This window comes from Actinophytocola sp. KF-1 (genome assembly GCF_054661535.1).
The window spans coordinates 141,662-166,215 of the sequence record NZ_BAAFVK010000007.1 but is presented as its reverse complement, the minus strand read 5'-3'; the positions used below and the strand labels follow the sequence as shown (position 1 = coordinate 166,215).

General features: G+C 71.0%; 19 protein-coding genes and 1 pseudogene. 6 read left to right on the top strand and 14 right to left on the bottom strand.

Features of this window, described 5'->3' with window-relative positions:
• Positions 1 to 8: 8 nt before the first annotated feature.
• Positions 9 to 944, bottom strand: a complete 936-nt coding sequence (locus ACYQ77_RS22325; RefSeq protein ID WP_459714303.1) for an N-acetyltransferase family protein — start codon at positions 942 to 944, stop codon at positions 9 to 11.
• Positions 941 to 1,798, bottom strand: a complete 858-nt coding sequence (locus ACYQ77_RS22320; RefSeq protein WP_459714910.1) for a class I SAM-dependent methyltransferase — start codon at positions 1,796 to 1,798, stop codon at positions 941 to 943. Before ACYQ77_RS22320 ends, ACYQ77_RS22325 begins: the two co-directional genes overlap by 4 nt.
• Before the next feature lie 291 nt (positions 1,799 to 2,089).
• Here ACYQ77_RS22320 and rpsA point away from each other — a divergent pair, with 291 nt between their 5' ends.
• The 4 genes and pseudogenes from rpsA (at position 2,090) to coaE (ending at position 7,405) form a co-directional block, all read left to right on the top strand.
• Positions 2,090 to 3,580 carry a 30S ribosomal protein S1 gene (gene rpsA / locus ACYQ77_RS22315; RefSeq protein ID WP_459714301.1) on the top strand — a complete coding sequence of 497 codons (1,491 nt, stop codon included), beginning with the start codon at positions 2,090 to 2,092 and terminating at the stop codon, positions 3,578 to 3,580.
• A gap of 153 nt (positions 3,581 to 3,733) precedes the next feature.
• A pseudogene (locus tag ACYQ77_RS22310) lies at positions 3,734 to 4,147 on the top strand (pentapeptide repeat-containing protein); the annotation flags it as partial.
• Between the two features lie 1,463 nt (positions 4,148 to 5,610).
• A complete protein-coding gene (locus ACYQ77_RS22305; RefSeq protein ID WP_459714300.1) occupies positions 5,611 to 6,192 on the top strand; it encodes a hypothetical protein in 582 nt (193 codons plus the stop codon).
• Between the two features lie 19 nt (positions 6,193 to 6,211).
• Positions 6,212 to 7,405 carry a dephospho-CoA kinase gene (gene coaE / locus ACYQ77_RS22300; protein ID WP_459714298.1) on the top strand — a complete coding sequence of 398 codons (1,194 nt, stop codon included), beginning with the start codon at positions 6,212 to 6,214 and terminating at the stop codon, positions 7,403 to 7,405.
• Between the two features lie 4 nt (positions 7,406 to 7,409).
• Here coaE and moaA read toward each other — a convergent pair whose 3' ends face one another.
• The 7 genes from moaA to ACYQ77_RS22265 all read right to left on the bottom strand — a co-directional run bounded on the left by moaA (position 7,410) and on the right by ACYQ77_RS22265 (position 13,380).
• Complete coding sequence (moaA, locus tag ACYQ77_RS22295; protein ID WP_459714296.1) at positions 7,410 to 8,450, bottom strand: GTP 3',8-cyclase MoaA; 1,041 nt, start codon at positions 8,448 to 8,450, stop codon at positions 7,410 to 7,412.
• 94 nt (positions 8,451 to 8,544) lie between these two features.
• A complete protein-coding gene (locus ACYQ77_RS22290; protein ID WP_459714295.1) occupies positions 8,545 to 9,174 on the bottom strand; it encodes a response regulator in 630 nt (209 codons plus the stop codon).
• Complete coding sequence (locus ACYQ77_RS22285; RefSeq protein WP_459714293.1) at positions 9,171 to 10,445, bottom strand: sensor histidine kinase; 1,275 nt, start codon at positions 10,443 to 10,445, stop codon at positions 9,171 to 9,173. The genes ACYQ77_RS22290 and ACYQ77_RS22285 overlap by 4 nt, the downstream gene beginning before the upstream one ends.
• Before the next feature lie 4 nt (positions 10,446 to 10,449).
• Entirely contained in the window at positions 10,450 to 11,190 is a 741-nt protein-coding gene (locus tag ACYQ77_RS22280; protein ID WP_459714291.1) for an ABC transporter permease, read from the bottom strand.
• Positions 11,191 to 11,200: 10 nt separating this feature from the next.
• Positions 11,201 to 12,109 carry an ABC transporter ATP-binding protein gene (locus ACYQ77_RS22275; protein WP_459714289.1) on the bottom strand — a complete coding sequence of 303 codons (909 nt, stop codon included), beginning with the start codon at positions 12,107 to 12,109 and terminating at the stop codon, positions 11,201 to 11,203.
• A gap of 103 nt (positions 12,110 to 12,212) precedes the next feature.
• Entirely contained in the window at positions 12,213 to 12,731 is a 519-nt protein-coding gene (locus tag ACYQ77_RS22270; protein ID WP_459714287.1) for a ribonuclease FAU-1 family protein, read from the bottom strand.
• A gap of 142 nt (positions 12,732 to 12,873) precedes the next feature.
• On the bottom strand, positions 12,874 to 13,380 hold the full coding sequence (locus ACYQ77_RS22265) for a DUF402 domain-containing protein (protein ID WP_459714285.1): 507 nt from the start codon (positions 13,378 to 13,380) through the stop codon (positions 12,874 to 12,876).
• 90 nt (positions 13,381 to 13,470) lie between these two features.
• On the opposite strand from ACYQ77_RS22265, the gene ACYQ77_RS22260 reads away from it, so the two are divergent.
• Together ACYQ77_RS22260 and uvrB are read left to right on the top strand one after the other, a co-directional pair.
• Positions 13,471 to 14,598 carry a DUF5685 family protein gene (locus tag ACYQ77_RS22260; RefSeq protein WP_459714284.1) on the top strand — a complete coding sequence of 376 codons (1,128 nt, stop codon included), beginning with the start codon at positions 13,471 to 13,473 and terminating at the stop codon, positions 14,596 to 14,598.
• A gap of 58 nt (positions 14,599 to 14,656) precedes the next feature.
• Positions 14,657 to 16,798 carry an excinuclease ABC subunit UvrB gene (uvrB, locus tag ACYQ77_RS22255; RefSeq protein ID WP_459714282.1) on the top strand — a complete coding sequence of 714 codons (2,142 nt, stop codon included), beginning with the start codon at positions 14,657 to 14,659 and terminating at the stop codon, positions 16,796 to 16,798.
• A gap of 1,491 nt (positions 16,799 to 18,289) precedes the next feature.
• Here the strand turns inward: uvrB and ACYQ77_RS22250 are convergent.
• Genes ACYQ77_RS22250 through ACYQ77_RS22230 form a run of 5 tightly spaced genes read right to left on the bottom strand, consistent with a single transcriptional unit; the run spans position 18,290 to position 24,432 of the window.
• Positions 18,290 to 19,657 carry an AMP-binding protein gene (locus ACYQ77_RS22250; protein WP_459714280.1) on the bottom strand — a complete coding sequence of 456 codons (1,368 nt, stop codon included), beginning with the start codon at positions 19,655 to 19,657 and terminating at the stop codon, positions 18,290 to 18,292.
• Positions 19,654 to 20,205 (bottom strand): hypothetical protein, encoded by a 552-nt coding sequence (locus tag ACYQ77_RS22245; protein ID WP_459714278.1) that lies wholly within the window; start codon positions 20,203 to 20,205, stop codon positions 19,654 to 19,656. The genes ACYQ77_RS22250 and ACYQ77_RS22245 overlap by 4 nt, the downstream gene beginning before the upstream one ends.
• On the bottom strand, positions 20,202 to 21,884 hold the full coding sequence (locus ACYQ77_RS22240) for a hypothetical protein (RefSeq protein ID WP_459714276.1): 1,683 nt from the start codon (positions 21,882 to 21,884) through the stop codon (positions 20,202 to 20,204). Before ACYQ77_RS22240 ends, ACYQ77_RS22245 begins: the two co-directional genes overlap by 4 nt.
• Entirely contained in the window at positions 21,884 to 22,873 is a 990-nt protein-coding gene (locus tag ACYQ77_RS22235) for a serine/threonine-protein kinase (protein WP_459714275.1), read from the bottom strand. Before ACYQ77_RS22235 ends, ACYQ77_RS22240 begins: the two co-directional genes overlap by 1 nt.
• On the bottom strand, positions 22,852 to 24,432 hold the full coding sequence (locus ACYQ77_RS22230) for an AAA family ATPase (protein WP_459714272.1): 1,581 nt from the start codon (positions 24,430 to 24,432) through the stop codon (positions 22,852 to 22,854). The genes ACYQ77_RS22235 and ACYQ77_RS22230 overlap by 22 nt, the downstream gene beginning before the upstream one ends.
• Positions 24,433 to 24,554: the final 122 nt, after the last annotated feature.

Below are 24,554 nucleotides of genomic sequence, written 5' to 3'. Positions count from 1 at the left end.
CCGGCACCTCACCGCAGCGCCGACGCGGGCCGCAGCTCCCAGCTCGTCCACAGCGGCCGGTAGCCCTGCCGCGCCCAGAACACCGAGGCCAGCGGGTTGGGCGGGTTGACGTAGAGGAACGTGCCGCTCGCGCCGCGGCGGTGCAGCTCGTGGTGCGCGACGGCCATCAGCTCGCTGCCGACCCCCGCGCCGCGGGCCCCCTCCACCACGGCGACGCAGTTGACATAGCCCCAGCGCCCCGGCCGCAGCCGGGTGGCGATGAGCGAGTCCGCGGCCACGTCCATGAGCCTGCAGTGCGCGAGCCCCACCGCGACCCCGTCGCGCTCCGCGAGCCACATCGGGTCGCCCTGCTCGACGTGGCGCAGCACGGTCGCCCGCTTCACCCGCTCCGCGTCCGGCCGCAGCACCGCCGCGCCGACCAGCGCCGAGTACGCCAGCTCGGCCAGCTCCAGCGCGAGCACCGTCTCGACGTCCGCCGCGGTCGCGAGCCGGACCGTCACCCCGGCCTGCGGCGCCCGCCGCACCGGCCCGCCCGCCCGGACCGGGCGCACGGCGAGGTTCGTCAGCGGCGTGAACCCGTGCGCGAGCAGCGGCTGCGCGGCCTCCGCGTCCCGGCTGGGCCAGGTCACCAGGCACGCGGAGTCCGCGCCGGTCGTCCTGCGCGTCAGCAGCCGGGCCCACTCCCGCAGGAGCGCGTCCATGCCCGTGCCGCCCGCCGCGCCGACCAGCGGGTGCAGCTCCCACAGCTCCAGCGCCGACCACAGCGCCGTGGCGCTGCCGGGCTCGAACTCGCTGTGCGTGAGCACGCCCGCCACCCGGTCACCGGCGGGCAGGGCGGCGGTCAGCACGTGCCCGTCCGGCGGGGGTGCGGCGGCCGGCAGCAGCGGGTCCAGCTGCTCGAACCGGGTGGTCTGTGCGCCGAGCAGGGTGCCTGCGACCCTCACGCCGCGCGCCGGGTCAGGAAGATCGCCGTGCCGGGGAACAGCTCGCCGCGCAGCGGGCTCCACTGCCCCCACACCTGGGTGAGGTCGTCCGGCCACTCCGGCTCGACCAGGTCGACCAGCGTCAGCCCGGCCCAGTTCAGCGCGCGCACGAAGTCGCCGAGCGTGCGGTGGTACTCGACGTATGTGGCGTTGCCGTCGGCGTCGACCTCGACGTACGGGGTCCGGTCGAAGTACGAGCCGGTCACCCGCAGGCCGTTCGGGCCGGGATCGTCCGGGAAGATCCACCGCATCGGGTGAGTGACGGCGAACACCCACGAGCCGCCCGGCCGCAGCACGCGCGCGACCTCCCGGAACGTCCCGGGCAGGTCGGCGACGAACGGCACCGCCCCGAACGCCGAGCACGCCACGTCGAAGGACCCGTTCGCGAACGGCAGGCTCTCCGCGTTGGCCCTGACCAGCGGCACGTCGATGCCGGTGGCCTCGTTGGCGGCGGCCGCGTACCGCAGCATGCCCGCGGACAGGTCGAACGCGGTGACGTGCGCGCCCTGCGCGGCGAGCCAGCGCGCGCACGGCGCGGAGCCGCAGCCCACCTCGAGGACGTCCTTGCCCGCCACGTCGCCGAGCAGGCGCGCGTCCTCCTCGCGCAGCGCCTCCGGGCACCACACGAAGTCGGCGACGCCGAGGAACTCGCCGTGCTCGACGTGGTAGTCGTCGGCGTCGGCGTCCCACCAGGCGCTGTTGGCCGCCACGGACTCGGCGGACCCCGCCCAGCGCCGCTCGCTGCCGACCGTCCCGAGCAGGCGCTCGGCGGTCCGCTGCGGTGGTGTTCCCGGGTTGTCGCCTTCTTGCGGCATGCTGGCGCCCGCTTCCAGCGTCGACATCCAATCCCCCTCAGTGCGCCCCTCGCGACGGAATCCCCTGGCCCAGGTTTGCCCGGTCAACGCACGGCCGCGTAGGATACCTCCGCGCAGTGGTTTCGTGCTGCCGTCTGTTCAACTCGGGAATCAGATCCGGTCGCGCGGCGTTGTCGGTGGTTGTCTCGTTGGTTCGGGGTTCGTCGCCGACGGCACTATGCCGCTGTCGCACGACAACTGCAAATCCCATCCGCCAACTCTCAACCAAGCCGTACCGGAGCCTCCTAGCTAATGTCCACCGACACCACCATCGTCCCGGCTGACACCGCGCCGAAGCAGCAGGTCGCCATCAACGACGTCGGGACGGGTGAGGACTTCCTCGCCGCCATCGACAAGACCATCAAGTACTTCAACGATGGTGACATCGTCGAGGGCACCATCGTTAAGGTCGATCGGGACGAGGTCCTGCTCGACATCGGCTACAAGACCGAAGGGGTCATCCCCTCTCGTGAGTTGTCGATCAAGCATGACGTCGACCCCAACGAGGTCGTCAAGGTCGGTGACGAGGTCGAGGCCCTGGTCCTCCAGAAGGAGGACAAGGAGGGTCGGCTGATCCTGTCCAAGAAGCGCGCGCAGTACGAGCGCGCCTGGGGCACGATCGAGGCGCTCAAGGAGAGCGACGAGCCGGTCAAGGGCACGGTCATCGAGGTCGTCAAGGGTGGTCTCATCCTGGACATCGGCCTCCGGGGCTTCCTCCCCGCGTCGCTGGTCGAGATGCGCCGGGTGCGCGACCTGCAGCCGTACGTCGGCCGCGAGCTCGAGGCCAAGATCATCGAGCTGGACAAGAACCGCAACAACGTGGTCCTGTCCCGCCGTGCGTGGCTGGAGCAGACCCAGTCCGAGGTGCGCAGCGAGTTCCTCAACCAGCTGCAGCGCGGCCAGGTCCGCAAGGGTGTCGTCTCCTCGATCGTCAACTTCGGTGCGTTCGTGGACCTCGGCGGCGTCGACGGTCTGGTGCACGTGTCCGAGCTGTCCTGGAAGCACATCGACCACCCGTCCGAGGTCGTCGAGGTCGGCCAGGAGGTCACGGTCGAGGTGCTGGACGTCGACATGGAGCGCGAGCGCGTCTCCCTGTCGCTGAAGGCGACGCAGGAAGACCCGTGGCGCCAGTTCGCCCGCACCCACGCGATCGGCCAGATCGTGCCGGGCAAGGTCACCAAGCTCGTGCCGTTCGGTGCGTTCGTCCGCGTCGACGAGGGCATCGAGGGCCTGGTCCACATCTCCGAGCTGGCCGAGCGCCACGTGGAGATCCCGGAGCAGGTCGTGCAGGTCGGCAACGACGTCATGGTCAAGGTCATCGACATCGACCTCGAGCGTCGCCGGATCTCGCTGTCCCTGAAGCAGGCGAACGAGGGTTTCACGCCGGACACCGAGTTCGACCCGACCCAGTACGGCATGGCGGCCGAGTACGACAACGAGGGGAACTACATCTACCCCGAGGGCTTCGACCCGGACACGCAGGAGTGGCAGGAAGGCTTCGACAAGCAGCGTGAGGAGTGGGAGCGGCAGTACGCCGAGGCCCACCAGCGCTACGAGCAGCACATGGCCCAGGTCAAGAAGGCCGCGGAGGCCGACGCGGCCGCCGAGGCCGAGGGCGGCGCCGACGAGGGCACCGAGCGCGAGTACTCCTCCGCCGGTTCCGACAAGCAGAAGAGCGGCGGCACCCTGGCCAGCGACGAGCAACTGGCCGCCCTGCGCGAGAAGCTGTCCGGCGGCGTCTGATCCTGAACGCCTAGCCAGCTGACAAAGGCCCCACCGGTTCCGACCGGTGGGGCCTTTCGCATGCCCGGACCTGTCCGGCCTGTCGAGAAGTGGGATTCCCAGTACTGGGAATCCCACTTTCGGGACACCCGCTACTGAGAAGTCCACTTTCGGAAGGCCCAGTTCCGGGTGGTCCGCTTTCGGGAGGCCCGGTTCCGGGAGGCTCGATTCCGGGAGGCCCGCTTTTGGGAGGCTCGGTTCCGGGTGGTCCGCTTTCGGGAGGCTCGGTTCCGGGAGGCTCGTTTTCGGGAGGCCCGGTTCCGGGGGCTCGCTTTCGGAAGGCCTGCTTTTGGGAGGCCCGGTTCCGGGAGCCCGCTTTCGGAAGGCCAGCCCTGGAAGGCCAGCCCTGGAAGGCCAGCCCTGGAAGGCCCGCTTTCGGGAGGCTCAGGTCCGGGAGGCCCGGGGTGGGAGGTGCGCGTTCGGGGAGACCCACGTTTCGCACGTTTGGGATCGGCAGGTCCGGAACCGGGAGGCCTGTATTCGAGAGGCCCGCATCGGGCCGCTCACACCTGGGATGCCCGCGACTGAGAAGCCCACTTCGGAGAGGCCCATCCGTGGAGGCCCGTTTTCGGGAGGCCCGGGTTCGGCAGCTCGCGATCGAGAGGCCCATGATCGGGCTGCCCGCGGCTGGGAAGCCTGCTTTCGGGAGGCCCAGCCCTGGAAGGCTCAGGCCGCGAGGCCGGGGGTGGGAGGTGCGCGTTCGGGGAGACCCGCGTTTCGCATGTTCGGGATCGACAGGCTCGGAACCGGGAGGCCCGGGTTCGACAGCTCGCGATCGAGAGGCCCATGATCGGGCTGCCGGCGGCTGGCACGCCTGCTTTCGGGAGGCCCAGCCCTGGAAGGCTCAGGCCGCGAGGCCCGGGGTGGGAGGTCCGCGTTCGGGGAGACCCGCGTTTCGCATGTTCGGGATCGACAGGCCCGGAACCGGGAGGCCCGTGTTCGAGAGGCCCGCGGTCGGGCCGCTCGCGGCTGGGACGCCCGCGACTGAGAAGCCCACTTCGGAGAGGCCTATCCGTGGAGGCCCGTTTTCGGGAGGCCCGGGTTCGGCAGCTCGCGATCGAGAGGCCCATGATCGGGCCGCCTGCGGCGGGGAAGCCCACTTTCGGGACGCCCAACCCTGGAAGGCGCAGCCCTGGAAGGTCCGTTTTCGGGAGGCTCAGGTCCAGGAGGTCTGGGGTGGGAGGTGCGCGTTCGGGGAGACCCACGTTTCGCATGTTCGGGATCGGCAGGTCCGGAACCGGGAGGACCGTGTTCGAGAGGCCCGGGGATCGGGCCGCTCGCGGCTGGGATGCCCGCGACTGAGAAGCCGCATTCGGAAGGCCCATATCTGGAGGCTCGCTTTCGTGAGGCCCGGGTTCGACAGTTCGCGATCGAGAGGCCCATGATCGGGCCGCCTGCGGCTGGGAAGCCCACTCTCGGGAGGCCCAGCCCTGGAAGGCCGCTTTCGAGAGGCTTGGGTACGGAGGCCGGATTTCGGGAAGCCCGCGAGTGGGAGGCCAGGTTTCGGGAAGCCCGGGCCGAGAGGTGTGCGATCGGCAGATCCGCGTTCGGCATGTTCGGGATCGGCAGGCCCGGAACCGAAGGCCCGTGTCCGAGAGGTTCGCGACTGGGCGGCCCGCGACTGAGAATCCGCACTCGGAATACCCACACTGGAAGGCCCACTTCCGGGAGACCCGCCCGCGGAGAGGTCCGGCCGGGATTGGGCACCTGCGTTTGCCCTGTTCGGAGTCGGCGCGCCCCGGAACCGGGGGAGAGATGCGGCGGCCACGTAGTCCGCAATCGCGTCGCCCGCGACCGGGAAGCCCATTTCGGGAAGTCCACTTCTGGAAGACCCGCCTCCGAGAGGCCCGCGCTCGCGAGGCCCAGGTTCGGGTTGCCCAGAACTGGGATTCCCACTATCGGGATTCCCGGAACCGGGACACCCACGTCCAGGAAGCCCGCGGTCCGTGAAGACCATTCCCCACCACCCGCCGGTCGCTTACCGTGGACCGATGCGTGTGCGGCTCGTCGTCCTCGGAGCGGTGCTCGCGCTCGGCGGCTGCGCCCGGAGCGCGCCGCCGAGCACAGCGCCCGCCGTGCCCGTGTTCAGCACCGCCCCCGCCGATGCCGGGGTCGAGCGAACCGTTCCCGACGACTGCGCGGGCGTGGCCACCCTCGACGAGCTGACGAAAGACCTGAACAACCTGGTCACCGGCACCGTGCAGCCGGTCGTGGGGGTGCCGCAGGACAACATCGGCCGCACGGCGCGGATCGACTGCTACTACGGTGTCCCGCCCCGCCAGCCGCTCGCCAAGGCCAAGGTGTGGGTGGGCCTCGCGAGCTACGTCAACGAGGAGGCCGCCCGCAAACGGCTCACCGCCACCATCGCCGGCGAGCGGAAGGCCGGGGCGACGGTGAGCGACGTCAAGGTCGGCGCGGACCGCGGGGTGCTGATCCGGAACGCCAACTGGATGCTGGTCGCCGGGCGGGGCCGCGTGACGGTGGTCGTGCAGGTCATCCCTGTGCTGGTCCGCGACGACCACGCCGGCATGTTGCTCGGCCAGGTCGCGGACCACGCACTGACCGCACGGTGACGCCTGCCAGAATGCCCGCATGCTGCGCGTAGGCCTCACGGGCGGGATCGGCTCCGGCAAGTCCACAGTGGCCCGGCGCCTCGCCGAGCACGGTGCCGTCGTGATCGACGCCGACAAGATCGCCCGCGAGGTCGTCGAGCCCGGCACCGACGGGCTGGCCGAGATCCGCGCGGCCTTCGGCGACGACGTGATCAGCGACGGCGCGCTGGACCGAGCCAAGCTCGCGCAGCGCGTGTTCACCGACGAGGCCGCCCGCGCCACCCTCAACGGCATTGTCCACCCGCGGATCGGGGCGCGGACCGCCGAGCTGATGGCCGCCGCCCCCGTCGACGGGATCGTCGTCCACGACGTGCCGCTGCTCGTGGAGAACCACCTCGGCCCCGCCTACCACCTGGTGCTGGTGGTCGACGCCCCCGAGGAGGAACGGGTGCACCGCGTCGTCCGCGACCGCGGCATGAGCGAGCAGGACGCCCGTGCCCGCATCAAGGCCCAGGCCACCGAGGAGGCCCGGCGCGCCGCCGCCGACGTCTGGCTCGACAACGGCGGCAGCCCCGACGAGGTGCTGGCCGCCGTCGACGCGCTCTGGGCCGACCGCCTGGTCCGCTACGAGGCCAACGTCCGCCTCCACCGCCGCGCCCAGTACGGCACGCCGCGCCTGGTCGACCCCGACCCGGCGTGGCCGGCGCAGGCGACGCGGCTGCGGGAGCGCATCGCGATGGCCGCGGGCGGGCTCGCGCGACGGGTGGACCACATCGGTTCCACGTCGGTGCCCGGGCTGCCCGCCAAGGACGTCATCGACCTGCAGGTCACCGTGGCCTCGCTCGCCGACGCGGACGCCATGGCCGACCAGCTCACCGCCGCCGGCTTCCCGAAGCACCCCACGATCGACCGCGACAACCCGAAGCCGTACGCGCCGGACCCCGAGCAGTGGCGCAAGCGCTACCACGGCAGCGCCGACCCGGGCCGCCCCGCGAACGTCCACCTCCGCGTCGAGGGCAGCCCCGGTTGGCGGTACGCGCTGCTGTTCCCGGACTGGCTGCGCGCGAACCCGGACGAACGCGACGCCTACCTGGCCGTCAAGAAGGAGCTGGTCGAGCGCTTCGCGGACGACGACGACACGGCCGGCTACGCCGACGCGAAGGAGTCGTGGTTCGACGCGGCGGGCACGCGCGCGGAGGCGTGGGCGGAGCGCACCGGCTGGCAGCCGAGCTGACCCCTCACCCGCCGCGGGTGTGCATCTCCAGGTGCGGGTCGTTCTTCAGCGCGGTCAGCGGGATGAACGGCGTCCGGTCCCGCTGCGCGAGCCGGTCCACGGCGCCGCGGTCGGTCCTGGCCGTCCACGCGTCGGTGATGATCGTCGACAGCTCGGCCTTCGACGCGCCGGCACGCAGCGGGTCGCGCAGGTTCACGCCCTCCATCGCGTACAGGCACAGGTACCAGAGCCCGTCCGCGGTGAGCCTGCTCCGGTCGCACGTCGCGCAGAACGGCCTGGTCGTCGACGACACGATCCCGAACGTGGTGCCGTCCGGCAGCTCGAACCGGTCGGCGGGCGCGGCGTCGTGGTTGCGCAGCGGTGTGATCGGCCCGTAGTGCGCGGACAGCCGCGCCAGCATCTCCGCCCGCGACAGCACCAGGTCCGGCGACCACGTGGTGGCCCCGCCGACGTCCATGTACTCGATGAACCGCACCTCGGCGGGCACGGTCCTGCCGAACTCGATCAGGTCGACGAGCTCGTCGTCGTTGATCCCGTTCAACGCGACGGTGTCGATCTTGGTGTCGGTGAACCCGGCCGGCGCGATCGACGCGATGCCCTTCAGCACCGACGGGTGGGTCGCCCGCTGCGACAGCGACTTCGACCGCTCCGCCTGCAGGGTGTCGAGGCTGACGGTGATCCGGTTCAGACCGGCCTTCTTCAGCTCCTCCACGTGCCCGGCCAGCAGCACACCGTTGGTGGTCATCGCGAGGTCGCGCAACGGCTTGGCCGAGAGCATCGACACCAGCTCGGGCAGGTCACGGCGCAGCAGCGGCTCACCGCCGGTCAGCCGCACCTTGTCCACGCCCAGGTCCATGAACACGTCGACCAGCGTCGAGATCTCCTCGAACGTCAGCAGGTCACGCCGCGGCAGCCACGTGTACTCGGCTTCCGGCATGCAGTACCGGCACCGCAGGTTGCACCTGTCGGTGACGGAGATCCGCAGGTTGCGCAGCGGGCGGCGGAAGGTGTCGAGCACCAGCCCCGCGTCGTCACGTTCGGACACCAGTCCAATCTATAGGCCGGAACGCATGCACGCCATAATGGTGATAGGTACGATTTATTGCGCAATTTGTAAGTATTCTGAAAATGCGCGCAATTCAACGCTCCGCAGTCAGATAACCACGGGAGAACGCGGTCGCCACGGCGGCCGCCCGGTCGTTGACCCCCAGCTTCGCATACACGTGGAGCAGGTGCGTCTTCACGGTTGCCTCGCTGATGAACAGCTGCCTGGCCGCCTCCCGGTTGGTGGAGCCGCGGGCGATCAGCTCCAGCACCTCCAGCTCCCGCTGCGACAGCGGTTCGGACGCGGGCTGGCGCATCTGCCCCATCAGCCTGGTCGCGACCGCGGGGGAGAGCACGGCCTGGCCCTGCGCCGCGGCCTCGACGGCGCGGAACAGCTCCTCGCGCGGCGCGTCCTTGAGCAGGTAGCCGGTGGCGCCCGCCTCGATCGCGGGCAGCACGTCGCTGTCGGTGTCGTAGGTGGTCAGGACGAGCACCCGCGACGGCACGCCCCGCTTCGCCAGCTCCTTGATCGCGGTGACCCCGTCGGTCCGCGGCATCCGCAGGTCCATGAGGACCACGTCCGGGCGCAGCCGCTCGGCGGCGGCGATGGCCTCCGCGCCGTCCCCGGCCTCGGCCAGCACCTCGAACCGGGGGTCGGCGGTGAACATGCCGCGCAGCCCGTCCCGCACGACGGGGTGGTCGTCCACGATGAGCAGCGAGATCACTCGGCACCTCCGGCCGGGATGGCGGGCACGGACGCGGAGATCGCGGTCCCGCCACCCGGTTCGGACTCGATCTCGAGCCTGCCCGCGAGCCGCTGCACCCGCTGTCGCATGCCTGCCAGCCCGAAGCCGCCGTTCGTGGACCCGTTGGCGCGCTTGGTGCTCGGTGCGAAGCCGACGCCGTCGTCGCGCACGTCGAGGGTCACTAGATCCTCCATGTAGGACAGTGTGAGGCCGACGCGGCTGGCGTTGGCGTGCTTGGCCACGTTCGCGAGCGCCTCCTGCGCGGTCCGCAGCAGCGCCACCTCGACGTCGGTGTGCATGGGGCGTGCGTCACCGGTCGTGGTGAGCACCGCGTCGATGTCGTTGACCTCCGCCCAGCGCCTGGTCACGTCGCTGAGCGCGTCCGGCAGCCGGGCGTCGGCCAGCACGGACGGCTCGACCGCGTGCACCGTCCTGCGCGCCTCGGTGAGCGACTCACGCGCCAGGTTCATCGCCGTCGTGACGTGCCGCCGCCACCGTTCCGGCACCTGTTCGGCCGCCTGCAGCTGGGCGAGGATGCCGGCGAGCCCCTGCGCGAGCGTGTCGTGGATCTCCCGCGCCATCCGCTGCCGCTCGTCCAGCACCCCGGCCTCCCTGGCCTGCACCAGCAGCTGGGCGTGCAGACCGGCGTTCTCCTCCAGGGCCGCCTCGAGCTTGGCGTTCGCCTCGTGCAGCTCGGTCAGCGCCTGCTTCTGCCGCTCGTTGCGCCGGTCGCTCAGCTCGCCGAAGTAGGAGAACGCCTCCGCCAGCACCATGCAGATGAGGCTGACGCCCGCCCACGCCCACCACGAGTCGCCGGTGATGTTCTCGACGCCGCCGACGTAGGACACGGCCGCGATCGGCGCCGTGGCGGCGATGCCGATGTAGCGCCAGTGGTTGTGCAGGTACTGGAAGGCGTGGATGTAGCCGATGAAGGTGAAGAAGCCGAACAGCGGGGTGGTCGCCACCAGCCCGAGGGCCAGCAGCAGCTCGCCCGTGTAGAACAGTCCCATCAGCCGCCGGTTCCGGTGCAGTTCCGGGTGGAGCGTGTGGAACCAGAGCAGCCACGCGACGGTGGCGGTGACGAGGCCGAGCAACGTCGGGTAGTGCACGGTCGGCAGGCCCACGATCGGCTGCAGCACGGCGAAGACCATGCTGGCCGTCAGGAGGAAGTACGGCAGGACCTTGAGGACCGCGTTCTCCTTGCGCTCCCACCGGTCGAACTCCGCACGCAGCTCGGCCTCGATGCTCAACGATCTACTCCCAGCGGAAGTACCGCGCGGCCAGCCCGCCTGCCACGACCGTCCACCCCAGCATGACCGCGACGTGCAGCAGTTGCGGCCAGTGCCCGGCGGTGGCGTCCTGCAATGATTGCACGCCCGCGCCGAGCGGGGTGAAGTCGCTGATCCGCCGCAGCACCTCGGGCATCGTGGCGCGCGGCGCCCACAGCCCGGCGAAGAACAGCACGGGGAAGAACAGCAGCGTGCCGATCGCGCTCGCGCCTTTGCCGCTCGGCGCCAGCGCGGCCACGAGCAGCCCGAGCGCCAGCATGGACAGTGCGGCCAGCACGTACCCGAGCACGTAGGCCCCCGCCTGCCGGGGCAGCGCGACGTCGAACGCCAGGTTGGCGATCACCTGCACGACCACCATGACCACCACGGCGATCACGGTGAACATCAGCAGCTGCGCGCCGAGCAGGCGGGCGGGCCGCACCGGGGTGGTCCGCATGCGGCGCAGGACGCCGCGTTCGCGGTAGGTGGCGAGCAGCTGCGGCAGGCCGGACAGCGCCAGGAACGCGAGGGTCATCGCCACGATGATCGGCGCGTACAGGTCGATCACCCGCAGGCCGCCGAGGTCGGCCTCCGGCTCCCGGAACGACGGGATCGACCCGAGGATGACCAGCAGGATCGGCGGGAACGCCAGCATGAAGAACACGCCGGCCGGTTCCCGGAAGAACAGCTTCGTCTCGGTCAGCGTGAGACGGGACAGGGCGGACACGGGGATCTCCTCAGTTGTCGATCGGGCGGCCGGTGAGCGCGACGAACGCGTCGTCCAGCGAGGTCTGTTCCAACCGCAGGTCGGCGGCGACGACCTGGTTGCGGGCGAGTTCCGTGGTCACGGCGAGCAGCAGGTCGCCCGTGCCGGTGACGACCAGCTGGCTGCCCGCCCGCTCGACGGCCGTGACCTCGGGCAACGCCATGAGCACCGCGTGGTCGATCGGCGCCGACGGGCGGAACCGGACGCGCTGCCGGTCGTCGACCGAGGACACCAGCCCGGCGGGGGAGTCGACCGCGACGACCTTGCCCGCGTCGATCACCGCGAGCCGGTCGCAGAGCCGCTCCGCCTCCTCCATGAAGTGCGTGACCAGCAGGATCGTGACGCCGCGGGCACGGATGTCCTCGATGAGGTCCCACGCGTCGCGGCGGGCCTGCGGGTCGAGCCCGGTGGTCAGCTCGTCGAGCACCGCCACCCTCGGGTTGCCGATCAGCGCCAGTGCGATCGACAGCCGCTGCTTCTGCCCGCCGGACAACCGCCGGTACTGCGTGCCGACCTTGTCGGTCAGGTGCAGCGAGTCGAGCAGCGCCCGCCAGTCGGCCGGGTCCTCGTAGAAGGAGGCGTACAGCTCCATCGCCTCGCCGACCCGGAGCTTCTCCGGCAGCTGGCTCTCCTGCAGCTGCGCGCCGAGCAGCCCGCGCAGCTCGTCCTCGTCGCGGCGCGGGTCGAGCCCGCAGACCCGGATGGTGCCGCTGTCCGGCGAGCGCAACCCCTCGATGCACTCGACCGTCGTGGTCTTGCCCGCCCCGTTGGGGCCCAGGATGCCGAAGATCTCGCCCTGCTCGACGGTGAAGCTGACGCCGTCCACGGCCGTGTTGTCGCCGTACCGCTTGACGAGGTTGCCGACCTCGATGATTGCCATGCCGCAAGCGTGCCGTGACCTGGGGTTTTCCGGATCGACCGCGCGGGTGCGGTGCTGGGCCGCTGAGGCTGGTCCGCCGATCAACCGATCGGTGGACCCCCGATCAGTAGGGTGGCCAGACGTCGAAGATGTGCTTGTAGGCCAGCCACGCGGACAGGTCGTGCCGGAACTGGCTGAGCTCCTCTAGCGTCTTGTGCACGGTGCAGAGCGCGAGGTCGGCGTCGCTGACGAGCAGGACCCGCCCGGCGACCGCGGCGGCGAACTCCTCGGACTGCACGATCCGCGCCCGCTGGCCGGTCGGCGTCTCCAGCCCGAGCAGCAGGTCGGTGGTCCGCCAGTAGCGACCGTCGCTGGTCGCGCGCACGGCGGTGAGCACGCTCGGCGCCGCTTTCGCGTGGCGGGAACGGGGTCGCTGGTAGGTGAGCCGCAGGTTGAGCGTCGGCATCAGCCACGTCACCTCGGCGTCGTGGAACGGGTCCTCCGGCGTCGGGCACTCGGTGCGCAGGCCCCAGCGTTCGACCTGGCACGTCCGCAGGTGCCGGGTCGTTCCGGACGAGTACGTGCGCGACGCGGTGAAGGTGTCGACGATGTCGACGAGCTGAGGGGTGATCGCCGTGCCCACGCGTCGAAGGGTAGCCGTCAGGGTGCGGTCCGTGATCCACGGGTTCGATTCGTTATGTCACGTCTCGTGCGCAGAGAGATACCGATCCTATGAACCTGCCACCCGGACGTGAAGTAACCATTGACCGAGAGTGGATGTGTCGCTATTCGACGTCGTCCCAGGTCAACGGTAGTCCCAACCACCGCTCGACGTCGTAGCCGGCGGCGGTGATGCCCTCGACGGCGGAGAAGGTTCGCTCGAACGCGCGTTGGACGGTCACACGGTCGAGGTGCCCGATGGTGAGCGCGTCGAGGGCCTCGTCCGTGTCGTGCACCCGCAGGCCCGTGCCGTCGTGGACGAGGATGTCCAGGTAGAGGTCGGTGGTCCGCCAGACCGGCCCCTTCTCGACGTCGGCGATGTCGATGTAGACGTCGTGGTCGAGGCGCATCCCGGGGTGCGCGACCCAGCGGCTGACCCGCAGCCCGTGCTCGGGCAGCAGCCATGTGCGGAAGTACGCGATGTCGGGGTGCCCGACCACCGGCCGCGCCATGTACAGCCCGAACTCCGTCGTCTCGTACCTGTCGACCGCGCGCACGAACCCCTTGTTGTCCGTGTTGGTCATCGCGGCGACGTCGAACAGTTCGATCTTCGGCGGGTGCAGGTGGGTCACGTGCTCAGGGTGCCAGGCACCGCACGTAATTTCGCCCGCAACTGTGGTGAAACGGCCCCCGCAAGATCCTCTTCTGGTTAACCTCACGGCGTGTTCGGGATCATCAGACCCTGCCGTCACCGGCTCTCCGACTCGCTCCGCACCTCCTGGTGGGCGCACCTGTGCGGGCTCTGCCTCGCGCTCCGCGACGAGCACGGGCAGCTCGCCCGTGCCGCGACCAACTACGACGGTTTGATCATCTCGGTCCTGGTCGACGCCCAGTCGCCGGCAGCGGAGCCGCGCAGGGTGGCGGGGCCGTGCCCGCTGCGGGGCATGCGGACGGCGGAGGTGTCGGTCGGCGCGGGTGCCCGGCTGGCGGCCGCCGCGTCGCTCGTGCTGGCGTCGGCGAAGGTGCGTGACCACGTCGAGGACGGGGACGGCGCCTTCGGCAGGCAGCCGGTCGCCGGCGCGGCGCGGCTGGTGGCGAAGCGGTGGGCACGGCAGGGCGGCGCGTCCGGGCACGGCGTCGGGTTCGATACCGATGTATTGGTCGACGCCGTCGGCAGGCAGTCGGCGCTGGAGGCCGCGGCCGGTCCCGGCGACCTCCTGCTGGTCACCGAGCCGACGGAGACGGCGACCGCCGCGGCCTGTGCGCATACGGCTGTATTGGCGGGCTGTCCGGAGAACGAGGCGCCGCTGCGCGAGGTCGGCAGGCTGTTCGGTCGCGTGGTCCACCTCGTGGACGCGGTGGAGGACCTCGAGGAGGACACGGCGTCCGGTGCGTGGAACCCGCTGACGGCCACCGGGACGTCGCTCGAGGAGGCGCGGCGGCTGTGCGACGACGCGGTGCTCGGCGTGCGGCTGGCGCTCGCGGACGTGTCGTTCCGCGACGGCAAGCTGGTCCACGCGCTGCTGGTGCACGAGCTGGAGCAGGCGGTGGTCCGCGCGTTCGGGCCCCGGCACCGGCACGTCGGCCCCGGCGACGTCCACGACGGCAAGGGCGGCGGGCTGTGGCTGCCCAAGCTGCGGGTGCCGCCGCGCAGGCGGGGGCTCGTCCCCGGCTGCGGCATCGCGCTCTGGCAGTGCTGCACCTGCCAGCAGTGCTGCCGCGACCCGTGGCCGGGGCCGTGGTCCGGTGAGCACCACGACACCTGCTGCGACGGTTGCGACTGCTGCCCGTGCGACGGGTGCGGCAGCAGCAAGGGCTGCGACTGCGACTGCTGCGGCTGCGACTGCTGAAAACCGCCCCTGACCAGGGGATACGAAAATTGTCGGTGCCCCGGCGTAGCCTGTTTCCGTGGCAATCGTGACTGCTAGCTCCGAGTTCCGGCCCATCGGTGACATCCCCCGCACCGACGGGCGTTTCCGCATGGTCAGCGACTACCAGCCCGCTGGTGACCAGCCCGCGGCGATCGACGAGCTGGAGCGCCGGATCAGGGCGGGTGAGAAGGACGTCGTCCTGCTCGGCGCCACCGGTACCGGCAAGTCGGCGACCACCGCGTGGCTGATCGAACGCCTGCAGCGGCCGACGCTGCTGATCGCCCCGAACAAGACGCTCGCGGCCCAGCTGGCCAACGAGCTGCGGGAGTTCTTCCCGGACAACGCGGTCGAGTACTTCGTCAGCTACTACGACTACTACCAGCCGGAGGCGTACGTCCCGCAGACGGACACCTACATCGAGAAGGACTCGTCGATCAACGAGGACGTCGAGCGGCTGCGCCACTCCGCCACGTGGAGCCTGCTGTCGCGGCGGGACGTCGTGGTGGTCGCGTCGGTGTCCTGCATCTACGGCCTGGGTTCGCCGCAGGAGTACCTCGACCGGACGATCGCGCTGACGGTCGGCGAGGAGGTCGACCGGGACACGTTGCTGCGCGCGCTGGTCGACACCCAGTACACCCGCAACGACGTGTCGTTCACCCGCGGCACGTTCCGGGTGCGCGGCGACACCGTGGAGATCATCCCGGCGTACGAGGAGCTCGCGGTCCGCATCGAGTTCTTCGGCGACGAGGTCGAGGCGCTGTACTACCTGCACCCGCTGACCGGCGACATCGTCAAGCAGGTCGACACGGTCCGCATCTCCCCGGCGACGCACTACGTCGCGGGCCCGGAGCGCATGGAGCGCGCGATCAAGGGCATCGAGGAGGAGCTGGAGCAGCAGCTCGCGAAGCTGGAGAAGCAGGGCAAGCTGCTGGAGGCGCAGCGGCTGCGCATGCGCACCCAGTACGACATCGAGATGATGCGCCAGGTCGGCTTCTGCTCCGGCATCGAGAACTACTCGCGGCACATCGACTGGCGCGGTCCCGGCACCGCGCCCGCCACCCTCCTGGACTACTTCCCGGAGGACTTCCTGCTGGTCATCGACGAGTCGCACGTGACGGTGCCGCAGATCGGCGGCATGTACGAGGGCGACATGTCCCGCAAGCGCACCCTCGTCGAGCACGGGTTCCGCCTCCCGAGCGCGATGGACAACCGGCCGCTCACGTGGGAGGAGTTCCAGGACCGCATCGGCCAGACGGTGTACCTGTCCGCGACGCCGGGCCCGTACGAGATGGGCCAGGCGGGCGGCGAGTTCGTCGAGCAGGTCATCCGCCCGACGGGCCTGATCGACCCCGAGGTCATCGTCAAACCGACCGAGGGCCAGATCGACGACCTGGTGCACGAGATCCGGGTGAGGGCCGAACGCGACGAGCGCGTCCTGGTCACCACGCTCACGAAGAAGATGGCGGAGGACCTCACCGACTACCTGCTGGAGCTCGGCATCCGGGTCCGCTACCTGCACTCCGAAGTGGACACCCTCCGCCGCGTGGAACTGCTCCGCCAGCTACGCCTCGGCGAGTTCGACGTGCTCGTCGGCATCAACCTCCTGCGCGAGGGCCTGGACCTCCCGGAGGTCTCCCTGGTCTCGATCCTGGACGCCGACAAGGAGGGCTTCCTTCGCTCGGGCACCAGCCTGGTACAGACCATCGGCCGAGCGGCGAGGAACGTCTCGGGCCAGGTCCACATGTACGCGGACCGCATCACCGACTCGATGCAACACGCCATCGACGAGACAAACCGCAGGCGCGCCAAGCAGATCGCGTACAACGAGGAACGGGGCATCGACCCACAGCCCCTGCGCAAGAAGATCGCCGACATCCTCGACCGCGTGTACACGGAGGCATCGGAAGGCGAAGAGGTCCCGATCGGCGGCTCAGGCCGCAACGCCTCCCGAGGCCGCCGAGCAGCAGGCGAACCAGGCGGCCGCTCATCGGGCGTGTACGTCAAGGAAAACGTGGGCTCCATGGCCCGCTCCGAACTGGCGGACCTGGTCCAGCAACTGACAGACCAGATGATGAACGCAGCCCGCGACCTCCAGTTCGAACTGGCAGCCCGCCTACGAGACGAGATCGCCGACCTGAAGAAGGAACTACGAGGCATGGACGCAGCAGGCGTGAAGTAACTCGCGCAGAGCCCCACCCCTGCGCCCAAGCCCCGCGACCGCAACCCGAGAACAGCCATCCACGCCCAACGCCCGACTCCAGCCCGCACAAGCGGAGCTGCGGGAAGAGGCGGCGGCACCGGCTGCGGATGAGCCCGGCGGCCGGGCCGCAGAGCCGGGTCACGGCATGCGACTCCGGACTCGGGCCTGAGCCGCGCCACGGGCATCGGCTCCGGGTCTGAGCCGCGGCATCGGGCATCGGCTTCGACTGGGCCGGGCACTGGGCATCGACTCTGGACTGAGCCGTGGCACCGGGCTTCGACTCCTGGACCTGAGTCGCGGGCCCGGGCGTCGGCTCCGGATCTGAGCCGCGGCACCGGGCATCGGCTTCGACTGGGCCGGGCACTGGGCATCGGCTCCGGACCTGAGCCGCGGCACCGGGCTTCGACTCCCGGACCTGAGTCGCGGGCCCGGGCGTCGGCTTCGACTGGGCCGGGCACTGGGCATCGACTCTGGACTGAGCCGTGGCACCGGGCTTCGACTCCTGGACCTGAGTCGCGGGCCCGGGCGTCGGCTCCGGACCTGAGCCGCGGCACGGGCCTGAGCTGCGGGCCCGGGCGTCGCTCCGGACTGAGCCGCGGCTTAGGTGCGGTGGTGGGCTCGCCGGCCCGGGCTGCGTAGCGATTTGCGGGAATGAGCCCAAAGCTGGGCTGCGGCACCGGGCTCCACGCCCGCGCCGCGGAACCGGTGCGGGACGAGGCTGCGGGCCCTGGCGGAGGGGCCCGCTGGGGGCTGGGCCACTGGACCGGGCTGGGGGACCGAGTCGTCGGGCCGGAATGTGGTAGCGGGCTCCGGAACTGAACCCGCAGGCCTCGGTAGGGTGGTGAGCTGCCGGGTGGAGCTGTGGGGCGAGGCTGCGGATCGTGGCGGAGGAGTCCGCCGGGGGCTGGGCCACTGGGTCGGGCCGGGGTACTGAGGCGTTGGGCCGGAAGGTGGCACTGGGCTCCGGAACTGAACCGCAAGCCCCGGTGCGGTCGTGAGGTACAGGACCGAGCCGCGGACGAGGCCGAGGAACCCGCCACGGGGACTGGTCATGGAACCGAGCTGCGTGGCTAAGCCGCGAAAAGCGACCGCAGGCCCGGGTGGCGTCGTGAGCGACAGGGCCGAGCCGCGGAAGAGGCTGCGGATCCTGGCCGAGGAACCGGCCAGCGCACTGGCCATGGAACCGAGCTGCGTGGCTAAGCCGCGAAAGCGACCGCAAGCCCGGATGTGGGACCAGCCGTAGCACCAGGTGCGAGACCGAGGCGGGGAACACGCGGCGGACGCTGGTCGACGAACCCGCCGGGGAGACTGGCTACGAGACCGAGCTGGAGGCCGGGTGCGGGAGTGAGCCGCTGAGCCGGAATGTGGCATCGGGGTGCGGCACTGGGCAGCGGCGTCGGGATGCGCCCCCGCCGTGCTCGGCCTGCTTCGTGGTCACCTGGCTTTGTCACACCACACGTCGCTCGGGGGTTACACCACTAGTGCGCCTGCCAGTGTCGACGAATAGCGTTGTGGCTTTGCGTCTCTTGCCAGGTTGGTTTCCCGCACCGCCACGGGTAGTGGGCCCAGCAGGCTTCTCACTGCCTCCGCCACGGCGTCTGCCGGGCCGTGGGTTTCCACGCGCACGGCACCGGTCTCGTCTTGGTGTAGTTGCCATGCCGCCAGGCCTAGTGGGGACAGCACGTGTGTCAGCTCGATCGAGTTCACCCACTTGCCTGTCGCGGTTCGGTAGCGGACTGGGTCTCTGCCTTCCAGGTCCGTCAGCACCGGTTCGCCGTTCCGCCAGGACAGGGACGCGTGGTCGCCGGTGCGGTAGCGGAGCAGCGGGAGCAGCGGGTTCTCACCGCTGGTCACTGTTATCTCGCCGCGTTCGCCCGGGGGGCATGGGGTGCCTGCCGGGGTCAGGATCTCCACGTGCAGCTTTCTCGGGAGCACGCGGTGTGGGCCGTTGTCCGGGCGCCACGCGATCAGGCCCGCCTCCGTGATGCCGTACAGGTCGATCACCGGGCAGTTGAAGTGGCTCGCCAATCGTCTGCGCAAGCCAGCGCCCAGTGCCATCGCGCCGCTCATGATGGCTTTCGGGCGGGTGGTGAGCGGTAGCTCCGCCAGTTTTGCCAGGGAGATCGGGTTGCCCGTGTAGAGTTCCGGGGCGCACGCGTCCAGGAACGCCGTTCGGTCGGCTGGGGTTCGCCAACCGGACTCGTGCAGGTTCACCTTCACCACGCCCGCGCCGTCCAGGTAGGACGACACCGACGCGAACTGGTACGCCACCGGCTGGTCGTACACGTTCACCAGCGACACCCGCGACGCGCCGCCCCGTACCGCCACGCCGAGCGCCGACAGCGCGTGTTGCATCACCGGGAGGTCCAGCGCGCAGAACTCCGGGGTCATCGGCACGGTCGCGGCCGGACCGCGCGAGCCGGACGTGCGGTACACGATCAGCTCCGACAGGTCCGCGTCGTCCGGGACGTGAGCTTCCGCGTGGGACAGCAGGTCGTGGCGGTCGGTGGTCGGGACCTCCGCCAGCGATCCCGGCGTGGGCTTGTTCCGGTAGCGCGGCACCGTCGCGTAGACCCGCTCCACCAGCGGCATGATCCAGTCGTCGGACGGGTGGCCCGTCGCCAGCTCGGTGCGGTACGCGGCCAGGTTGTCCCGCGCCTTCGCCGACAGGCGATCACCGCACGCGTGGTTGTACTTCGGGGCCGACGGGTGCGTGCGCAGCCTGTTCAGCATCGTCTCGGCGGCCGGGGTCATCAGCGGCCACCGTTCGCTGTCGGTCAGTGCGGTCGCCGCCATCGGTTCGTAGTCGGCCACCGGGTAGTCCACGTGCGCGCTCATACCTGGCTGTACCTCGCCGCCGCCTCCTTGGCCCGCTGTTCCTCCATCGCCTTGCGCACCGTCGCGGCCCGTTCCTCCGCTGCCTTCGCCGCCACCAGGACCTCCTGGCGGCGCACGCTGTCTACTGTGGACAGACGGTCGGCGGCCTGTTCCGGCGACTCGCCCGACGGGTGCAGCGACAGGGCCCGCAGCGTCAGCCGCGCCAGTTCCTCACGGCGGTCCGGGTCCTGCACGAACCGCAGTGGGTCCACCAAGCGTGACAGCGTCAGCAACTCGGGTGCGGTCAGCCACTGCCTCAGTGCCGCGGGGCCGCATGCCAGCAGGTCCGGGTCCGCGAGCAGCCAGCACATCACCAGCACCAGGCGGCGCCACCGTGGCTCGTCCGCCTCGAAGCGCTCCGCCTCCGTGGCGTCCACCGGCGTGCCGCCCGCCATCAGCAGCACGTCCGACACCACCGCGGGCAGCGCGACGTTCGCTGGGTCGGCGAGGAAGTCCTGTGGCGTGTCGGCGAGCCTGCGCGTCAGCCGCGCGACGGGCACCTCGGTCACCGGTCGCTCCTCTCGTAGGTCCGCCTGCTGAACGCGGCCGCGAAGTCGACGAGGTCCGCCCAGCTCGTCACCTTGTGCACGGCCCAGCCCGGCGCCAGCGCGCTGATCCGCTCACGCTGCTTCTCCGACCGCAGCAGCAACAGCAGCGTGCCGCCCGCGCCCGCCGCATCGAGCGCCTTCGCCGAGATCACCGCGCCCGGCGTGCCCTGCTCGTCGACCGGGCGGAACATCGTGTCCACACCGTCGTCGGAGATCACGACGATGTGGGTCGGGCGGTCGCGGTCGCGGTAGGTCTCGCGGAGCACGTGCAGCGGGAACGCCGTGCCGCCACCGAAGTAGCCGGTCAGGACGGACAGCACGGCACGCTCGTCCCGGACGAAGCCGTCGGTGCTCGTGAACTGGTTGGTGCCGCTCCACAGCGTCGCCTGCACCCGGGCGCCGACCCGCAGCGCCGACAGCGCGAGGATCGCGCCCGCCAGCGCCAGGAACGACTCGTACCGCGCCGGGTTGGGGATCGAACCCGACGAGTCGACGTAGATGTCCAGGTCCACCGGCTGGGTGTCCCGCCGGTCACCCTCGACCGTGCCTGCCAGCCGCTGCACGGTCGTCACCCCCGGCACCACCACGGGCGAGCGCAGCGTGGTCGCGAGCCAGTCCACCGCCTCCACCGGCTCGCCGACGTCCCATTGGCCGAGGCCCTCGGGCAACGGCTCGGTCGACCGCGGCGTGGTGCGCACCGGGAACCGCACCAGGTGGGGCAGTGCCCGCTCGCGGTAGTAGCGCGCCGCCGCCTCCTGCTCCGACACCTCCAGCCCGAGCTGCCGCAACAGCTGGCCGTACTCGAACGGCTCCCGGTACTGGCCCCCGGACGGTGGGCTGTCCTTGTTCGTGACCGGCTCCGACGCGTAGTCGTTGACCTTCGGGTCCAGGGCGGGGTGCACGATCTCGCCGTCGTCACGGCTCGCGAGGCCGGGGATCTGCGCGTCCTCGTCGACGACACCCACGCACAGCAGCCGTTGTATGCGTGCCGTCGCCTCCTCGACCGACTGTTCCAGGTACCGCAGGGACAGCGCGGCGAACCCGCCTGCGCCGCCGAGCCAGTCGGTCGCGTACACGCGTGCGAGCTTCGCGCCCAGCTGGGCGTCACCCTCGACCGCCGCGTCGACCTCGCCCGCGACCAGCGTGCCCGCCGGCAGCGCCCACAGGATCTCGCAGATCCGCTGGTAGAAGGTCCACAGTGGATCCTCGGAGCCGCGCAGCCGCCGGTACACCTCGGCCATGCGCAGCCCTCTGCTGCGCTGCAGCCGGTCGTTGATCAGCAGGTCCGCGTACATGTTCTGGATCAGCGGCGCGTGCTGCTCCTGGCCGGGCAGGCCGCGGCGCACCCGCGCGAGCAGCCTGCCCTGGTCGGTGAGGTCGGCCGGGCAGAGCACGTGGTGGCCGACCTCGTGGGCCAGGACCTCGAGCGGCAGGTCCTGCAGGCCGAGCCGGGTGACCGCGCCGAGGTCGATCATCACCTGGCGGTCGTACAGCGAGAACGCGGCGAACGAGCCGGTCAGGCCGGCCTTGGCGGCCTCCGGCGTCGACGCGTACAGCCTGGGGTCGTGCAGGTTGATGAACGGGCCCCACGCCCGCAGCGCGTCCGGCCAGCGCGTGCGCCAGGTCTGTGCGAGGTCCATCAGCCCACCGTCCGGGCCACGAACAGGATGCCGTGCGTCCACGGCGTCGTCGCCGCGAGCGTGCCGCCCGCACTGGCCCAGCTCGTCGCGTCGGCCAGTTCCGGCAGCTCCAGGGACGTGCCCGTGGCCGTGTCGACGACCACGCCACCCGCCTCGAGGACGAGCGGTCCGGCGTCCCCCGGCTCGGCGGGCGGCGCGGCGACGCGGCCGAGGCTCACCCCGAACCGGTCCGCGAAGACCCGCCACGCGTCCTCGCCGTCGGTCGCGTACCAGCGACCGTCCGATGTGGACACGGTGGGTGGCCTGCGGAACGTGCCGCCGAACCCGCGGAAGCCGCCGACCCGCCGGGCGGGCACCAGCACCCGCGAGTCCCGGCCGGTGAGCGCGGGGTCGAGCCACGGGTCCTCGGCCAGCCGCGCGAGGTCCACAGTGGACGAGGTGCCGAGCGCGATCCGCACCAGCGGGGCGGGCAGCCGGGCCGCGGTCGCCAGCGCGGACGTGCGCAGCTGGGCGAGGCCGCGCCGCCACGCCGCGACCGCGCCCGCGTCGAGCAGCTCGGAAACGTTTGCGGTGTGCCGGCTCAGCTCCAGCATGGTGTCGAGCCAGCCGCCGGGGTCGCCGGTCGGGGAGACGTCGAGGTGGTGCAACGCGTTGACGACCGCGGCCGGCAGCCTGCGCGGCTCGGCCGCCACCAGCCCGGGCACGGCGGGCAGGAACCGCCGCAGCCCGTCGGCGACCGCGCCGGACGAGCCCAGCCTGCCGCGGGCCGCGAGCGCGAGCGACAGTTCCACCAGCGCGTCGCACACCGGCTCCGGGTCGTGGCGCACGGCGTCGACGATCGGCCCGACGACGTCCCGCAGGTGCGCGAGGAACTCCTGCGGGTCCAGGCCCTTCGTGTGGTGCCTGGCGAGGCGGAACTGCTGGTTGTACCGTTCGCGGCGCGCGGCGAGAACGGTGTGGAACGTGCTCAGCGCTTCCACCGCAACCACGTCCGGTAGTTGACGTACCGCTGGTGCAGGTACTTGAGCGCGAGCGCGTCGTCGTAGACGTGGCCGTACAGCTTGCGGCCCGCGCTCCACTCGGTGAGGAGCGCCTCGATCTTGGCGAGCCGGGTGGTGACGGTCTGCTCGTCCAGTCCGTCGAGGCCGTCGGCGAACTCGGACAGCAGCGCGCCGACCGGGTCCTGCACGTCGAGGTCGAGCCGGTCGTACTCGGTGCACGCACGGTCGAACAGGTGCCGGATCCAGCTGACGCGGTCGGTGCGGTACGCCTGGTTGCCCGGCTCGTCGAAGGCGGGGTTGGTGTCGTCGGCGGTCAGCTTGTCGTGCAGCACGTAGGGCAGGACCGCGCGCAGGTCGTCGAGGCCGACCTCGTCGCGGTCGCGGAAGTAGGCGAGCGCCTTCGCGTAGTGCAGGACGCTCTGCAGCGCGCGGACCGACAGGCCGCCGGTGGTCTGGGCGCCGATGTCGGCGATGCGGTCGCGGCCGGTCTCGCCCGCGGCCAGCAGGTGCGGCTCGACACCGGCGAGCTTCGCGGTGTCCTTCGTGCGGTACTCGAACTGCTCGCCCGCCGGTTCGAGCAGCTCGAACTGGGCGGAGAAGAACTCGAGGCGCCTGCGCACCGCGTCGGGCAGGCGGACCCGCAGGATCTCGTCGGACATGCGGTCGTGCTCGGCCTCGGAGAACACGATCTCCGCCGGCACCAGCTCCTCGGGTTTGAGGCGCTGCTCGACCCGCGCGACCAGCTCGCCGAGGAAGCGGGAGTTGAACGCGAGCGCGTGCACCACCACGTCGATGCGGTCGCGGAGCGCCTCGATGACCTGGTAGGTGCCGCCGCCCGCGTCGTCGTTGGCGGTGAGGTACCAGGCGGAGTCGGTGGCCTCGTAGATCTGGTCGAACACCTCCGCGTACCCGTCCGACATCAGCGTGAGCAGCGCCGACTGCGTGCGGGTGGGGATGCGGTTGTACTCGTCGATGATCTTCACGCGCATCGACAGCCAGCTGCGCCACGCGATGTCGATGTCCTGGGCGCGCTCCGCCTTGATCAGGTCGGCGGGCAGCGGGGTGCCGAGGAGGTCGGAGATCGTGAGCTGCGGGTGGCCGTGCTGCATCGCGCGCCGGACGTCACGCAGGGGGTAGCCGGCGAGGACGCCCATGAGGATCGCGCTGGCGGTCTTGCCGCGGCCGGGCCCGCCGACGAGCAGGCACCGGCGGCGGACGGCGAACGTCAGCAGCGGGATGAGGACGAAGCTCGAGTAGCTCTGGCCGCTCGGGAGGGTCAGGCGCGCCTTCGTGTCGCCGAGCGTGACCGACGGCGACGGGCCGTCGGAGAACTCCATGTCGTAGTGCGGGCTGATGATCGCGTGGTTGACGATCCAGAAGTACGCCTGGCGGAGCTTCTCGTCGAGCGGCAGCGTGCCGGGCGCCGGGCCGGTGCCGAGCGGGGTTTCGTACAGGGCGGCGACGTCGAAGTCAGGTTCGTGCGGGGCGCCGCCCGGGAGGGTCGGCGCCTGCGAGACCTGCCGGTACGCGGCTGGAGGAGCTTCCACGAGGCACATCATGCCCAACGGGACCGACAGCCGCGGCCGATCAGCCCTTCTCGGGGGCGAGTTGTCCACAGGTGGGTCGGTTGTCCACAGTTTCGGACGGAGCCCTCGTTTTGTCGGTACCC

What these genes read in the sequence shown, in the direction of transcription:
- ACYQ77_RS22320 (WP_459714910.1), bottom strand. Translation starts at nt 1,798, where the DNA reads ATGCCGCAAGAAGGCGACAACCCGGGAACACCACCGCAGCGGACCGCC.
- rpsA (WP_459714301.1), top strand. Translation starts at nt 2,090, where the DNA reads ATGTCCACCGACACCACCATCGTCCCGGCTGACACCGCGCCGAAGCAG.
- ACYQ77_RS22305 (WP_459714300.1), top strand. Translation starts at nt 5,611, where the DNA reads ATGCGTGTGCGGCTCGTCGTCCTCGGAGCGGTGCTCGCGCTCGGCGGC.
- coaE (WP_459714298.1), top strand. Translation starts at nt 6,212, where the DNA reads ATGCTGCGCGTAGGCCTCACGGGCGGGATCGGCTCCGGCAAGTCCACA.
- ACYQ77_RS22275 (WP_459714289.1), bottom strand. Translation starts at nt 12,109, where the DNA reads ATGGCAATCATCGAGGTCGGCAACCTCGTCAAGCGGTACGGCGACAAC.
- ACYQ77_RS22250 (WP_459714280.1), bottom strand. Translation starts at nt 19,657, where the DNA reads ATGAGCGCGCACGTGGACTACCCGGTGGCCGACTACGAACCGATGGCG.
- ACYQ77_RS22240 (WP_459714276.1), bottom strand. Translation starts at nt 21,884, where the DNA reads ATGGACCTCGCACAGACCTGGCGCACGCGCTGGCCGGACGCGCTGCGG.